The sequence below is a fragment of the Streptomyces sp. NPDC005494 genome, assembly GCF_042872025.1.
In the GTDB taxonomy this organism is placed as follows: Bacteria; Actinomycetota; Actinomycetes; order Streptomycetales; family Streptomycetaceae; genus Streptomyces.
Window position 1 is genome coordinate 195,097 of sequence record NZ_JBIAJR010000012.1, and the last position, 13,666, is coordinate 208,762.

The following is a 13,666-nucleotide window of genomic DNA, read 5'->3' on the forward strand; positions in this document are numbered from 1 at the left end:
TTTACTGCATGCGCATCGCCACCTGGAACGTCAATTCGATCACCGCCCGGCTCCCGAGGCTGCTGGCCTGGCTGGAGAGCAGCGGCACCGACGTGCTGTGCCTCCAGGAGACCAAGTGCACGCTCGAGCAGTTCCCGGCCGAAGCGCTGCGTGAGCTGGGCTACGAGTCCGCGGTCAACGCCACGGGCCGGTGGAACGGCGTGGCACTGCTCTCCCGTGTCGGTCTCGCGGACGTCGTGACGGGCCTGCCCGAGGGCCCTGGCTACGAGGACGTGCAGGAGCCGAGGGCGGTCTCGGCGACCTGCGGGCCCGTCCGCGTCTGGTCGGTCTACGTCCCCAACGGCCGCGAGGTCGCCCACGATCACTACGCCTACAAGCTGCGCTGGCTCGAGGCCCTGCAGAAGGCCGTCGCGCCGGACGCGGCGGGCTCACTGCCGTTCGCGGTCCTCGGCGACTTCAACATCGCGCCCACGGACGAGGACGTCTGGGACCCGGCAGTCTTCGAGGGCGCCACGCACGTGACCCCCGCGGAGCGCGCCGCGCTGGCCGCGCTGCGTGAGGAAGGGCTGTCGGACGTGGTGCCGCGCCCCCTCAAGTACGACCACCCGTACACCTACTGGGACTACCGCCAGCTCTCCTTCCCGAAGAACAAGGGCATGCGCATCGACCTGGTCTACGGGAACGCCCCCTTCGCCGCAGCGGTCAAGGACAGTTACGTCGACCGCGAGGAGCGCAAGGGCAAGGGTGCGTCGGACCACGCCCCGGTGGTGGTGGACCTCGACGTCTGACGGCCGGCGGTGCGGGCGCGGTGCGGAGTCAACGCTTCGCCGGCGCCGCCTTCGCGGGCAGGAGGTGCGGGGCGTGCTCGGCGACGGCCCGCACCACCTGACGCTTGGAGGGGTTCACCAGGGAATGCCCCGCGACGGAGACCGTCGGCACGGTCTCGTTGCCGTCGGCGACGGAGCGCACGAAGGCGGCGGCGTCCTTGTCCCGCCAGATGTTCACCTCCGTGTAGGTGAGCCCGGAGAAGCGCAGCCGCAGCCGGAGCTTCATGCAGTACGGGCAGCCAGGCCGCCAGTAGACGACCATGCCGCCGCGCGTCCCCGCCATCGGACGCCCTTCCATCGGTTCCTTCGGGTTTCCCGGTCTTCCGCAGCTCACACTCAACAGCCCCGACGCGCAGTGGGCAACGCCTTCCAGGTGTCAACTTCGGGTTGACGCACGTAGGGTGTCAACCTAGGGTTGCCCCATGGCGAATCCGTTGCAGCCCAGCCCTCCCATCCGCCTCGACGACCTGATCGCGGGCATCAAGAAGACCCATACCGACGCCCTGGAACAGCTGACCGGTGCCGTGGTGGCGGCCGATCACCTCGGCGAGCTCGCCGACCACCTCATCGGCCACTTCGTGGACCAGGCGCGCCGCTCCGGCGCGTCATGGACGGACATCGGCAGAAGCATGGGGGTCACCCGGCAGGCCGCCCAGAAGCGGTTCGTGCCCAAGAAGCCCGACGAGGCCTCGGACCTGGACATGAGCCAGGGCTTCAGCCGGTTCGACGAGCAGGCAAGGAACGCCGTCGTGGGCGCGAGCAACGCCGCCCACGCGTCGGGCAACGACGAGATCCGCCCCGAGCACCTCGTCCTGGGCCTCGTGGCCGTGCCGGACAGCCTCGCCGTCCGGGCGATGGCCGGCCAGGGCGTGTCCCCGGACGCGGTCCGCGAAGCGGCGACCCTCGCCCTGCCTGCCCCGGCGGACGAGTTGCCCGCGCTGATCCCCTTCGACGCGGGGGCCCGCAAGGTCCTGGAGCTGACGTTCCGGGAAGCGCTGCGCCTCGGCCACGACGTGGTCGGATCGGGCCATGTGCTGCTGGCCCTCCTGGAGTTCGAGGGCGGCAGCGGTGTCCTGTCCGGACTGGGCGTCGACAAGGAAGCCGCCTCGGCCGCCGTCGCCGCGTCCGTGGCCGCCGAAATCCAGGAGCCGTCCCCGGGCGCCAGGAGCTAGAGTTGCCGCCGAGCGCCCGGTGCGCAGGCAACGGATACTTCTTTCTGCAAAAAAGAGGACCCAGGTTCGAATCCTGGCGGCCCGGCTCCGGCCGGGACGTGGTGCAGCGGCCCAGCATCTTGTCTCCGTCGCCGCCTTCGATCTCGTGCGCTCACGGACGACCGATGCCGCCCCTCCCGGGGGGCGGCATCGCGCGTTCAGTGCACGGAGAACCCGCCGTCGACGAAGATCGACTGGCCTGTCACGTACGCCGAAGCGGCACTGGCCAGGAACACCGCGGCGCCCTCGAAGTCCTCGGCCAGCCCGTTGCGTCCCACCATCGTGCGGGCCGCCAGCGCCGACACCCGCTCAGGGTCCGACGACAGCCGCGCGTTCAGCGGCGTCATCACGAAGCCCGGGACCAGGGTGTTGCAGGTGACGCCGTACGGTGACCAGGCCTCGGCCTGGGAGCGGGCCAGCGATTCCAGGGCGCCCTTGGAGACCCCGTACGCCCCGCTCTGCACGAAGGCGCGGTGCGCCTGCTGCGAGGTGATGTGGATGATGCGGCCGAAGCCGCGCTCGGCCATACCGGGTCCGAACCGGCGGCCCAGCAGATAGGGCGCCTTGAGGTTCACGGTCATCGTGGTGTCCCACACGTCCTCGTCGAGCTCGCTCATCGGAGGCCGCAGGTTGACGCCCGCGCAGTTGACCAGGATGTCGGGCTCGCCGAACGCCTCCACCGCCTGCTCGCCGGCCGTGCGTACACCCTCACCGGTCGCGAGGTCGGCGCTCACCCAGGCCGCCCGCAGGCCGTCGGCGGTGAGTTCACCGACCGTCCGGGTCAGCTCAGCCTCCCTGCGGGCCACCACCACGACGCTCGCGCCGGCCTTCGCCAGCGCTCCCGTGATGCCCCGGCCGATGCCGGAGCTGCCACCCGTGACCACGGCGACGCGGCCTTCCAGCGAGAAGAGTTCGGAGAGGTAGTTCTGCGAGGTCATGCCCACACAGTAGACAGCGGGACCCTGTTCCCCCCGGCCAGGGTGCCGGAAGAGTCGCGTGGCCTGCGGTGCGGAAGGCGCGTGGAGTGGGATCCTGTTGGTATGAACATCCCTTTCCTGGACAACTGGCGTAAGCGTCAGGGCGGTACGCGCACGGTGTCACTCGCCGCAGCCGTCGAGACCGATCCCGACGGCGTGGCCGAGCTGTTCGCGGAATGCGAGTTGCTCCGTGCGCGCGCGGCGCAGGGCGGGCTCGAACTCGACGACACCCCGGCCTCGTTGTCCGCGCTCGACCAGTTGCCGCCGGTCTGGCGCGACGATCCGGAGGAGTTGCCCTGGGTGGGCAACGACGCGGGCCTCTACCTCGGCACCGTACTCGTGCGTACGGTGCCGGGCGCGGCCTGGGACATCCTGGCGGGCGGACAGCCCGTGGTCCGGCTGGCCTCGGGGCGCGAGATCGACGTCGTCGCCGCTGGTCTGGACTGGGCGATGTCCGGGAGCCCGGAGCTCTCCGAGATGTACGCGGAATCGGCGGAGAGCGGCCCCGAGGCCAAAACGCGATAAACAGCCTTATGCGCTGTCGGTGCGTGTCGGCCCCTGCCCGTGCGTCCGCCGTGGATAGTTTGCGCTGACCTCGACACAAGCGATAAGTGGGTAGGGCAACGTATGGCCGTCGATCCGTTGATCGAGCTGCGGGACGTCAACAAGTACTTCGGGAAGTTGCACGTACTGCAGAACATCAATCTCACCGTCGGCCGCGGGGAGGTGGTCGTGGTCATCGGTCCCTCCGGATCGGGCAAGTCGACGCTCTGCCGGACCATCAACAGACTCGAGACGATCGAGTCGGGCCGCATCGCCATCGACGGGAAGCCGCTCCCCGAGGAGGGGAAGGGACTCGCCCAGCTGCGGGCCGAAGTGGGCATGGTCTTCCAGTCGTTCAACCTCTTCGCCCACATGACCGTGCTGGCGAACGTCTCGCTCGCCCAGCTGAAGGTCCGCAAGCGCAGGAAGGCGGAGGCCGACCGGCGCTCCCGGGAACTGCTGGAGCGGGTCGGGCTCGCCTCGCAGGCGGACAAGTTCCCCGCGCAGCTCTCGGGAGGGCAGCAACAACGCGTCGCGATCGCGCGCGCCCTCGCCATGGATCCCAAGGCGCTGCTGTTCGACGAGCCGACCTCCGCGCTCGACCCGGAGATGATCAACGAGGTGCTGGAGGTCATGCAGCAGCTCGCACGCGAGGGCATGACCATGGTGGTCGTCACCCACGAGATGGGCTTCGCCCGGTCCGCCGCCAACCGCGTCGTCTTCATGTCCGACGGCCGGGTCGTCGAGGACCGCACCCCCGAGGACTTCTTCACCGCCCCGGAGAGTGACCGCGCCAAGGACTTCCTGTCCAAGATCCTCAAGCACTGACGGGGGCCCAGTGTTGCGTACGAGAAACATCGCGGCCGTGCTGGCCTGCCTCCTGATCGCCGCGCTCACCGCCGGGTGCGGCAGGGAGGGCAGCCCGCCGGTCAAGGGCCCGAAGACGGAGGCGCTTCCCCAGTACACGGTCGACACCGGCTTCGAACTGCCGGAGTCGAAGACCTGGAAGAAGGCGAAGCGCCGTGGATACCTCGTCGTGGGGGCCAAGGAGGACCAGCCGTACCTCGGGGAGAAGGACCCGGCCACCGGTGTCTACTCCGGCTTCGACATCGAGATCGCCCGCATGATGGCGGCCTCCCTCGGCTTCGAGCCGGACACGATCCGCTTCCGGACCATCGCCTCCGCCAACCGCGAGACGGCACTCCAGAACGGGCAGATCGACTACTACGTCGGCACCTACACGATCAACGACATGCGCAAGAAGCTGGTCGGCTTCGCCGGCCCGTACTACATGGCCGGCCAGGGACTCCTGGTGCGGACCGACGAGAAGGACATCGACGGCCCCGAGGACCTGGCGGGCAAGACCGTCTGTTCGGCCGCGGGTTCCACCCCGTACCAGCGCATCGCCGCCGACTATCCCGAGGCGGACCTCGTCGCCTACGACACCTACTCGATCTGCGTCGACAACCTGCTGACCTTCCAGGTCGACGCCGTCACCACGGACGACGCCATCCTGCTGGGCTTCGCGGCCAAGGCGCCCGACGAGATGAAGGTCGTCGGCAAGCCCTTCTCCGAGGAGCCCTACGGCATCGGTGTCCCGCGCAGCGACAACGCGCTGCGCTTCGCGCTCGACGACGCGCTGGAGGAGAACGAGAAGAACGGCAACTGGAAGAAGGCGTTCGAAGCGACGCTGGGCCTGTCCGGGGTACCCGCGCCGACGCCGCCGCCCATCGACCGCTACCCGGCGAACTGAGGGGCGGGCCACCGACATGGACGTACTGACAGAGAACTGGTCGCTCTACGGCAAGGGCTTCCTCGGCACCGTCGAACTCACCGTGTACGCCTCGATCCTGGCGCTCGTGCTCGGCTTCGTCATGGCGTCGTTCCGGGTCGCGCCCGTCGGCTCGCTCCGGGCGATCGGCACCGTCTGGGTGACGGTCCTCCGCAACACCCCGCTGACACTGCTGTTCTTCGCCGTACTGCTCGGTCTGCCGCGCTTCGGCCTGGTCCTGCCCTTCCAGGTCTTCGCGGTGCTCGCCCTCGGCTGCTACACATCGGCCTTCATCTGCGAGGCCCTGCGCTCCGGCATCAACACCGTGCCGACGGGGCAGGGCGAGGCGGCACGCAGCCTCGGGATGTCCTTCAAGCAGACCCTCGGCAACGTCGTGCTCCCGCAGGCCTTCCGGTCGGTGATCCCGCCGGTGGGCTCGACGCTCATCGCGCTGGCCAAGAACTCGGCGATCGCCGGGGCCTTCAGCGTCACGGAGCTGCTGGGCACGTACAAGACGCTCAACGAACTCGGCTACAGCATCATCTGGTCCTTCGTCTGGATCGCCGTCGGATATCTGATCATCACCCTCGCCATCAGTGCGATCTTCAACGTGTTGGAGAAGCGCTGGGGAGTCGCCCGATGACCCACACCACCGCTCACGCAACCGCGCTCTACGACCTCCCCGGGCCCGTCACGCGCAGACGCCACTTCACCTACGGGCTCATCTCGACGGCCGTGATCCTCGCCCTGATCGGCTGGGTCCTCTATCTGCTCTTCGACACCGACCAGTTCACCAGCGCGAAGTGGACGCCCTTCATCTACCAGGGCATCCAGGAACTTCTGCTGCGTGGGCTGGGCAACACCCTCAAGGCCTTCGCCTACGCGGCGGTCCTCTCGCTCCTGCTCGGGGCCGTGCTCGCCGTGGGACGGCTCTCCGAGCACAGACCGGTGCGCTGGGTCTCGACGCTGCTGGTCGAGTTCTTCCGGGCCATGCCCGTGCTGGTGATGATCTTCTTCATCTTCGTCGCCCTGAAGGTCCAGCCGCTGCCCGCCCTCGTCGCCGGGCTGACCCTCTACAACGGCTCCGTGCTCGCCGAGGTCTTCCGTACGGGTATCAACTCCGTGGAGCGGGGGCAGCGGGAGGCGGCGTACGCACTGGGCATGCGCAAGACGCAGGTCACCACCTTCGTCCTGGCCCCCCAGGCCGTCCGCGCGATGCTGCCCACCATCATCAGCCAGCTGGTGGTGGCGCTCAAGGACACCTCGCTGGGCTATCTGATCACCTACGAGGAGTTCCTCCACGCGGGCAAACTGATCGCGTCGAACCTCGACTACGACCTCCCGTTCATCCCCGTGGTCATGGTGATCTCGCCCATCTACATCGGAATGTGCATGCTGCTCTCCTGGTTCGCGACCTGGGTGGCCAGACGGGAACAGCGCAACCCCAAGACGGAAGGGACGGGCGTGGCGTCCGCCGAGCCAGGAACGGTGCTGCCGGGCAGACGTCCGCGATAGCCGCCGGCCGGTCCGTCCGGCAGCAGTCGGTGATCACTCCTCGGGCCGCGGGCAGCGGCCCGGCCGGTTCCACGCCGGCGAGGAGAAGGTCAGCTGTGAGCCGGTCCGGTCGTGCCGACGTGACGAGGACGACACAGTCTCTTCCTCACCGCTGATCGCAGGCGGACCTGTCGGGTGGTCCGCTCCATGGTGTGCGCCGTGGAGCGGACCACCCTTGCGTGTCTCAGACCAGCCAGCCCGACTCCCGGGCGATACGTACGGCATCAACCCGGTTACGCGCGTTGAGCTTGGAGACGATGGTGGTCAGGTAGTTGCGCACCGTGCCCTTGGAGAGGTAGAGCCGGGTGGCGATCTCCGAAGCCTCCGAACCCTCGGCGGCCAGCTGGAGCACCTCCGACTCCCGGGCGGTGAGCGGACTCTCGCCCACGCCCCAGGCGGCCATGGCCAGTTGAGGGTCGACGACCCTGCTGCCGCTCGCCACCCGGCGTACGGCCTCGGCCAGCTGGTCGGGCGGGGCGTCCTTGGCGAGGAAGCCGTACACATGGCCCGACATCGCCCGGCGCAGTGTGCCCGGGGCGCTCAGGCTGGTGAGGATCAGTACCCGGCACTCGGGGACCTGCTCGTGCAGCAGTGCGCCCGCCGTCAGGCCGTCCAGTCCCGGCAGGTCGATGTCGAGGATGGCCACGTCGGGCCGGTGCTCCCGTGCGGCCTGCACGATCTGGTCGCCGCGTTCGACGTCCGCGACGACCGAGATGCCTTCCTCCAGGTTGAGCAGGGCGACCAGAGCCCCTCTGACCATGTTCAGATCTTCGGCGAGCAGTACGCGTATCACCAGGGCCCCCGTGGTCGATGTACACATGAAAATGAACGTTTGTTCGATGATAAAAGCTCAGGGCCGCGCTGACTTCACGGCCGAGGGCGACGGATCGGTGTCACCGCAGCGGCGGGAGGGCACGTCGTCGACGCGCAGCGGAGCAGTGGCGACCAGCCGGAAGTACCGGCCGGAGCCGTCCGGTCCCGGCCCGCGTTCCACGGTGAGCCTGCCGTTCACCGCATGGAGCCTCCGTTCGAGATTGCTCAGCCCTGACCCTCCGTGCTGTGACGGTGCGGAGGGCGTCGGCGGGACCCCGTCGTTCGTGATGGTGAGCACCGCCCTCCCGTCCTGGACCCGGGCGCCGATCGTGCAGTGGGCGGCCTTGCTGTGCCGGAGGAGGTTGGTCACGCCTTCCCGGAGTACGGTCGCGAAGACCGTACCGGTCTGCGGGCTGATCCGGTTCACCTCGGCGTCGGCCTCCACCCGCACGTCGATGTGGGCCGCGGTGAGCACACCCCGTGCGGACGCCATCTCCGCGACGAGCGACATCTGCCGGTAACCGCTGGCCACACGGCGGACGTCCGCGAGCGCCTGCCGGGAGATGCCGAGGACCTCCTCGACCTCTTCCCGCGCGCGTTCCGGCTGCGTGCGGATCAGGCGGTGGATCAGTTCGCTCTTCAGCGTGACAGCGGACAGGCTGAAGCCCAGGAGGTCGTGCAGGTCCCGCGCGAAGCGCAGCCGCTCGGTGGCCACCGCCATGTTCGCCAGTTCGGTCCGGGTGCGGTGCAGTTCGACGATGAGCACCGACAGACGTGACAGCCCGAAGACGACGAGACCCGTCAGCGCGGTGGTCTGGCACATGTACACGATGTCGATGACGGAGCGGTGCTCCATCACTCCCGGGGCGATGAGGACGAGGCTGGCCGTTCCGTAGAGCGGCCACGACCATCGGGCCGGGAGGAGCAGCAGCAGGGATCCCGCCAGGAAGCCGGCCATCGATCCCCACAGCACACCGATCCACTGGAGCGGCCCGTAGGTGAGGAGGGCCTGGACGGAGAGAGTGAGGAGCCGGCGCGGGAGGGGTGCGCCTCGTGCGCCCGCGGCGGAGTGGTGGAGCTGGAGCAGGAAAATGAGGGGGAGGATCACCGCCGCCGAGGCGACGGCCGGCCCGCCCGGGTGCTGGCTCACCAGGTTGAGCATGGTGATGGCCAGATAGCTGAGTAACGCCGCGGTGAGGATGAACTGCGCGAGGCGGACGGGCGGCACCGTGGTGCCCGGGTGAGGGAGCGGTGCCTCCGGATGTCTTCCGTCCGGGGAAGCCATGTCCACTCGATCCCTTTCACCAGCCGGTCCGCGTCCTCGCAGGAGTCTATGGCCGTGGGGAAGCGAGGACACGTGGGCAGGTGGTGAGTGACACTCAGCGGGATCGTGATCTGGTCACACGAACAAAGGTGTGGGATTCAGGTCCTCGTACGCCGTCGGCTGTGCCACCCGCCCCAGATCGACGGGGACGTCGTAAAGGCGGCCAGGTGCGAATCTCGCCCAGAAATGTCGCATCCCGGGCACGATGACCTTGTGAACGGGAAGACCGACGTCGGGGCGGGTCTGGTCGAGGACCAACAGCTCCATGCCCTTCGAGGCCACCGCGTCGGTGATGGCGGAGATGTCGTCGCGCAGGTCAGGTCGGGGAACGTACTCCCAGGCGTCCGGTGTGCGCGCCGCCTTGCTCTTGTCCGGGCGCAAGTATGGCTGATTTGTGACAGTCGAACCGAGCCACCAATTCCGAGGTTCGGGATCCGCGACGCCGTAACCGGAGCCGTCGGCCTGTACGTCGGCGACAGCGGGCAGCATCTGCCCCAGTTCGGTCACTGCCCGGCGCAGGGCGACACGCGGATCGAAATGAGCCCCGAAGCCGAAGATGATGTCCTCGGCGGGCACGTCCGTACGCCGGGACAGGGCGGCCATGACGGGAATCCCGAAGTCCGAGGTGAGGTCGAGCACCCATACCTCCCGCCGCAGGCTCCGGTAGCCGTCGAGCAGCGTGGTGAGGTAGGGGGCCCCGAAGGCGCGCAGATCGACCGCCGGTTGCCGCGTGCGGTTGTACCACCAGAGCGCCACCGCGTCCCGTTCCACGAGCTCGAGGAATCCCTGGACCACCGCGTCCTCCGGACTGCTGCCGGCCGCGTTGCCGTTGGAGTCGGCGCGTGGCTCGTGCGGTGAGGCCGGGCCGGAGGGGAAGTACGCCATGGACGTCGGCAGCAGGCGGTGGGTGCGCCCGGTCAGGGACCACGCCGGGGTCCAGTCCATGGGCCGGTTCTCGTCGAAGCGCTCGGGGACGTACTGGAAGGGGGAGCCGGTGGCGTTCCAGCGCGAGCGTTCCTCGAACTGCCGGTCGTGGTACAGCTGGCTGGAGTTGGGCAGGACGGCGTCGGGCGCCAGCTCGCGGTAGCTGCCGCGCACGGTGGGCTCGTCCCCGTGCCGGGTGCCGCTGTACCTCTCCACCGCTTCGCACAGTGCGCTGACGCGCGCCTCGACCGGGGTCAGTCCCTTGCCCCCGCTGAGGGCGCGCAGCCCCGCCCGCAGACCGGACACGCTGTGGGCGCCGACCGCGAGGTTGTGGCCCGAGAGGTAGGTCTCGGTGAAGCCGGGGGCCCGTGGGGCGCGGCGGACGCCCTTGACGATCCCGGTCACCGGTTCGACGAGATGCCCGTAGCGCTCCAGCATCTGCTCGGGCGTCAGGGAGCGGTGACCGTTGCCGCCCTGCCCGGTCTTGGGCCGGGACGCGGGGACGAAGGGGGCGCGCACCTGTTTCGCCACGAGCTCGGGATCACCGCAGACGGCGCACTGGGGGAGCTTCGGCACCGGATGGGAACGGGACGCCAGGGTGAGCGTGTCCAGTACGTGGATCGAGGACTGCCCCGGGTAGCGCAGACCGGCGAGCCACTTGGCGGTCTCCAGCACGGCGGTGTGCACGGCGAGCGCCCGGCCGGCCGGGAGCGAGACAGGGGGAGCGGCGGGCGGCCGGTCCAGGCCGAGCGTGTGCTGGACGGCCCGTTCCGCGCGGCGGTGCAGGCGCAGCCTGCTCGCGAGACAGGACCAGCAGGGACCGTCCCCGGGGCCGAAGAAGGGGCCGACCCAGGGCTCCGCACCGCAGAGCAGCACCGGCAGCCAGGCCGCTCCGGCGGAGCGGTGCGCCCGGTCCACCTCGGCGAGTTCGGGGGAGAGGTAGTCGTCGCAGAGGACGAGTGTGAAGCCGGCGGAGTCGTCCGGGCGGATGCCCGACGCCTGACACGCCTCCCGTACCGGCTCCGCGTCGGTGCCGGCCAGGGGCAGGATGCGGACCGAGGCCTCGGCGAGCGTCCGTGTGGCACGTACGCCGTCGAGCCCGGCCAGATCCCAGTAGGCCTCCGCGGCCCGGTCGGACGGAGAGTCCGTCCGGCCGGGCCGCGGGCTGAACCGGACGAGTCCGGCATCGCTGAGCCGGCGCAGTGCGTCACGAGCCTCGTCCGCCGTGAGGGCGGGTGAGGCCTCGCGCAGTACCGCCGCGGGGGAGCGGGTGCCGTCGAGCAGGGGCACCAGTACTTCGGCCGGCATTCCGCGCAGCGCGGTGACCCCGCGCCGCGACATCAGGTAGACGGCCTCCCCACGGACGACCATCGGCTTCAGATGACTCTTGAAACCCACGAGTACCGAGGTGTCCTCGGCCGTGGCGGGATGGTCGTCCCGGCTCAGGTCGGTCACTGCCGGCGCTGCCCGGCCTGAGCGTTGCGACAGGTGCCTTCGGCGTCGTCCTGCAGGATGCAGTAGGTGAAGGCGACAGCCGAGTCGTCCATGGCCGAGTCGAGGCTCTCCACCGTCAACTGGGCCGGTGCGGGACGCGAGGCCGCGGTGTTCCTGGGGGCGGCGAGCATGGTGGTACTGAGCATGGGAGTCATTACCTTCCGTTCGTTTGCCAGGGATGAGCGCTGTCGGCGTGCATTCTTCGGACGTACAGAAGTGGTAGACAGTGTGCGAATCATGGTTATGAGGTGAAGCTTTCATCTCGCCGGTGTGGCGACGGCCCGCGAGGGCATCGGTCCGGGGCGAGCGCGCCGTGCTCTCCTGTGCGGGCCTGCGGGTGACGGGTGCGCCGGCGTCTCCGAGCCCGGCCTGTTCAGCTGCCCTTCCCCGCTGCTGTGATGTGGTCCGCGTGCGCGGCGCCGGTGGCGTTCTCCGGTCGGCCTACGACGATCGGGGGAGGGAGTGCCTACGTGCTCCGCCTGTGCGGGACGCCTGCCGCTTTCACTTAAGTGAGTCAGTCGACCAGTTGTGGTCGATTCATGGTTACCTATTGAGCAATTCCCATGCCTCGTGTGATCAGGTACCTCGCTGGCCGGATGTTTCCTATGCGAACCTTGCGCGGTATTCGGTCACTTGAGGAGATGATCCTGTGAAGATCGAGTTGCTGGGCTCTCTCGCCGCGGAGAAGTGTGGGAAGTCGTTCGTGCCCAGTGCGGCGAAGCCACGCCAGGTCCTGGCACTGCTCGCGATGCGGGCGGGACAACTGGTCCCGACCTCCATACTCATGGAAGAACTCTGGGGGGAGAGACCTCCGCGCAGCGCTGCGACGACCTTGCAGACCTACATACTTCAGGTCAGGCGCCACCTTTCCTGGGCCATCAGCGGCTCAGGACTCTGCCCGAAGGACATCCTGGTCACCGCGCACGGCGGGTATCTGCTCGCCGTCCGGCCGGGGGCCGTGGACGCCCATCAGTTCATGGAACTCGTGCGTGCGGGCGATGCGGCACTGGGCGCCCGCGACGACCACGCCGCCTCCGAGATCCTCGGGCACGCCCTGCGCTTGTGGCAGGGGCCGGCTCTGGTGGACGTCAAGGCCGGGCAGGTGCTGGAGATCGACGTCATGCGCCTGGAGGAGGCCAGGCTCGGGGTGCTGGAGAAGAGGATCGGGGCCGACCTGCGACTGGGCCGGCACAACGACATCATCTGTGAACTGACGACCCTGACCGCCCAGCACCCGATGCACGAGGGGCTGCACGCGCAGCTGATGGTCGCCCAGTACAGGGCCGGCCGCGCCTGGCAGGCCCTGGAGACCTACCGGCGGCTGCGGGACACGCTCGACGAGGGGCTGGGTATCGAGCCTTCCAGCCTGCTCAAGAGGCTCTACCACCTGGTGCTGACGTCGGATCCGCAGTTGAGGGGCAGTCAGGAGCAGGCCCACGCGGGTATGGAGCGGCTGGTGGGGTGAGGAACCGGTGCTGCCCGCCGGGGCGTGACGCACCGCCCCGGCGCCGGCCGGCTCCGGACGTTCTTCCGCTGCCGCCCCTCTGGTGGCCCGGCGGCAGCGCATGTGAGGGGGCTGCCCGACGTGGGACAGGAGATCGGTTGGGCGTTCGGCCTGGTCGCCCTGTCCACCGCGGTGCTCGCGCCGGCAGCGGAATGGGTGACGGCTCAGGTGGGGGACCGGCGAGAGTCACGCGGGCGATATCTGATCATGGCCGCGGTGCCGGGTGTGCCGATTCTCTTCCACCTGCTCTTCGGAGTGCTGTTCTCCAAGTGCCCTGACGGATACCCCTGCTGAGGACTGCCTGGAACCGCTCTACACCGGCGGGATGATCCCCACGTTTCGGGGGAGTTGCTGGCCGCGCGTCGCCGAGGAAGGGTTCCACCGATTTCCGGCTTCGATCCGGTCAACCGGACGTCAGTGGCCCGTCAGATGGAGCTGCCATAGTCATTCTTGTGAACGGCACGGGAGACCGGCCGGGAACAAGGAGAGGTGCCCGGAGTGGTTTATCGGGGGCCTGGATTTCGGTCCGGGTCGGGTTTTACCGCCTTCGCAGGTTCGAATCCTGCCCTCTCCGCTGTGCCGGTGTGTGTGGCCGGTGTTGTTGCCTGGTGGGTGTGTGGCTGGGTGTGGGAGAGGTGCCCGGAGTGGTTTATCGGGGGCCTGGATTTCGGTCCGGGTCGGGTTTTACCGCCTTCGCAGGTTCGAATCCTGCCCTCTCCGCTGT

15 protein-coding genes and 3 tRNA genes are annotated in these 13,666 nt (G+C 69.0%); 12 read left to right on the forward strand and 6 right to left on the reverse strand.

All coding sequences use genetic code 11. The annotated features are described in order from the left end of the window. Positions 1–8 precede the first annotated feature (8 nt). On the forward strand, positions 9–788 hold the full coding sequence (locus tag ACFYQ6_RS30285; protein ID WP_361581033.1) for an exodeoxyribonuclease III: 780 nt from the start codon (positions 9–11) through the stop codon (positions 786–788). Positions 789–816: 28 nt separating this feature from the next. Here ACFYQ6_RS30285 and ACFYQ6_RS30290 read toward each other — a convergent pair whose 3' ends face one another. After that, a complete protein-coding gene (locus ACFYQ6_RS30290; protein ID WP_361581036.1) occupies positions 817–1,125 on the reverse strand; it encodes a mycoredoxin in 309 nt (102 codons plus the stop codon). Between the two features lie 124 nt (positions 1,126–1,249). Here ACFYQ6_RS30290 and ACFYQ6_RS30295 point away from each other — a divergent pair, with 124 nt between their 5' ends. Beyond that, on the forward strand, positions 1,250–1,999 hold the full coding sequence (locus ACFYQ6_RS30295; protein ID WP_388766003.1) for a Clp protease N-terminal domain-containing protein: 750 nt from the start codon (positions 1,250–1,252) through the stop codon (positions 1,997–1,999). Between the two features lie 7 nt (positions 2,000–2,006). After that, a tRNA-Cys gene (locus tag ACFYQ6_RS30300) sits at positions 2,007–2,086 on the forward strand. A 110-nt stretch (positions 2,087–2,196) separates the two neighbouring features. Here the strand turns inward: ACFYQ6_RS30300 and ACFYQ6_RS30305 are convergent. Further along, entirely contained in the window at positions 2,197–2,976 is a 780-nt protein-coding gene (locus ACFYQ6_RS30305) for an SDR family oxidoreductase (protein ID WP_361581042.1), read from the reverse strand. 102 nt (positions 2,977–3,078) lie between these two features. On the opposite strand from ACFYQ6_RS30305, the gene ACFYQ6_RS30310 reads away from it, so the two are divergent. The 5 genes from ACFYQ6_RS30310 to ACFYQ6_RS30330 all read left to right on the forward strand — a co-directional run bounded on the left by ACFYQ6_RS30310 (position 3,079) and on the right by ACFYQ6_RS30330 (position 6,844). Further along, a complete protein-coding gene (locus tag ACFYQ6_RS30310; protein WP_361581045.1) occupies positions 3,079–3,540 on the forward strand; it encodes a DUF6278 family protein in 462 nt (153 codons plus the stop codon). A 102-nt stretch (positions 3,541–3,642) separates the two neighbouring features. Beyond that, positions 3,643–4,386 carry an amino acid ABC transporter ATP-binding protein gene (locus tag ACFYQ6_RS30315; protein ID WP_361581047.1) on the forward strand — a complete coding sequence of 248 codons (744 nt, stop codon included), beginning with the start codon at positions 3,643–3,645 and terminating at the stop codon, positions 4,384–4,386. Positions 4,387–4,396: 10 nt separating this feature from the next. After that, positions 4,397–5,311 carry a glutamate ABC transporter substrate-binding protein gene (locus ACFYQ6_RS30320; RefSeq protein ID WP_361581050.1) on the forward strand — a complete coding sequence of 305 codons (915 nt, stop codon included), beginning with the start codon at positions 4,397–4,399 and terminating at the stop codon, positions 5,309–5,311. Positions 5,312–5,327: 16 nt separating this feature from the next. Continuing rightward, complete coding sequence (locus ACFYQ6_RS30325; protein WP_361581053.1) at positions 5,328–5,972, forward strand: amino acid ABC transporter permease; 645 nt, start codon at positions 5,328–5,330, stop codon at positions 5,970–5,972. After that, the gene (locus tag ACFYQ6_RS30330; RefSeq protein WP_361581056.1) at positions 5,969–6,844 is read left to right on the forward strand and encodes an amino acid ABC transporter permease; all 876 of its coding nucleotides are present in this window, start codon (positions 5,969–5,971) and stop codon (positions 6,842–6,844) included. The genes ACFYQ6_RS30325 and ACFYQ6_RS30330 overlap by 4 nt, the downstream gene beginning before the upstream one ends. Before the next feature lie 223 nt (positions 6,845–7,067). Here ACFYQ6_RS30330 and ACFYQ6_RS30335 read toward each other — a convergent pair whose 3' ends face one another. From ACFYQ6_RS30335 to ACFYQ6_RS30350, 4 genes are all read right to left on the reverse strand, one after another. Beyond that, the gene (locus ACFYQ6_RS30335) at positions 7,068–7,703 is read right to left on the reverse strand and encodes a response regulator transcription factor (RefSeq protein ID WP_361581059.1); all 636 of its coding nucleotides are present in this window, start codon (positions 7,701–7,703) and stop codon (positions 7,068–7,070) included. Positions 7,704–7,733: 30 nt separating this feature from the next. Then, positions 7,734–8,981, reverse strand: coding sequence for a histidine kinase (locus ACFYQ6_RS30340; protein WP_361581062.1), 1,248 nt, complete (start codon positions 8,979–8,981; stop codon positions 7,734–7,736). Positions 8,982–9,095: 114 nt separating this feature from the next. Continuing rightward, on the reverse strand, positions 9,096–11,315 hold the full coding sequence (locus ACFYQ6_RS30345; protein WP_361581142.1) for a TOMM precursor leader peptide-binding protein: 2,220 nt from the start codon (positions 11,313–11,315) through the stop codon (positions 9,096–9,098). Positions 11,316–11,395: 80 nt separating this feature from the next. Further along, the gene (locus ACFYQ6_RS30350) at positions 11,396–11,584 is read right to left on the reverse strand and encodes a hypothetical protein (RefSeq protein WP_361581065.1); all 189 of its coding nucleotides are present in this window, start codon (positions 11,582–11,584) and stop codon (positions 11,396–11,398) included. A gap of 503 nt (positions 11,585–12,087) precedes the next feature. Between ACFYQ6_RS30350 and ACFYQ6_RS30355 the strand changes: the two genes are divergently transcribed. The 4 genes from ACFYQ6_RS30355 (at position 12,088) to ACFYQ6_RS30370 (ending at position 13,662) form a co-directional block, all read left to right on the forward strand. Then, a complete protein-coding gene (locus tag ACFYQ6_RS30355; RefSeq protein ID WP_361581067.1) occupies positions 12,088–12,903 on the forward strand; it encodes an AfsR/SARP family transcriptional regulator in 816 nt (271 codons plus the stop codon). 120 nt (positions 12,904–13,023) lie between these two features. Beyond that, complete coding sequence (locus tag ACFYQ6_RS30360; protein WP_361581070.1) at positions 13,024–13,236, forward strand: hypothetical protein; 213 nt, start codon at positions 13,024–13,026, stop codon at positions 13,234–13,236. Positions 13,237–13,425: 189 nt separating this feature from the next. Further along, positions 13,426–13,516: transfer RNA gene (locus ACFYQ6_RS30365), tRNA-Arg, on the forward strand. A gap of 55 nt (positions 13,517–13,571) precedes the next feature. Further along, a tRNA-Arg gene (locus ACFYQ6_RS30370) sits at positions 13,572–13,662 on the forward strand. The last annotated feature ends 4 nt before the right edge of the window (positions 13,663–13,666 follow it).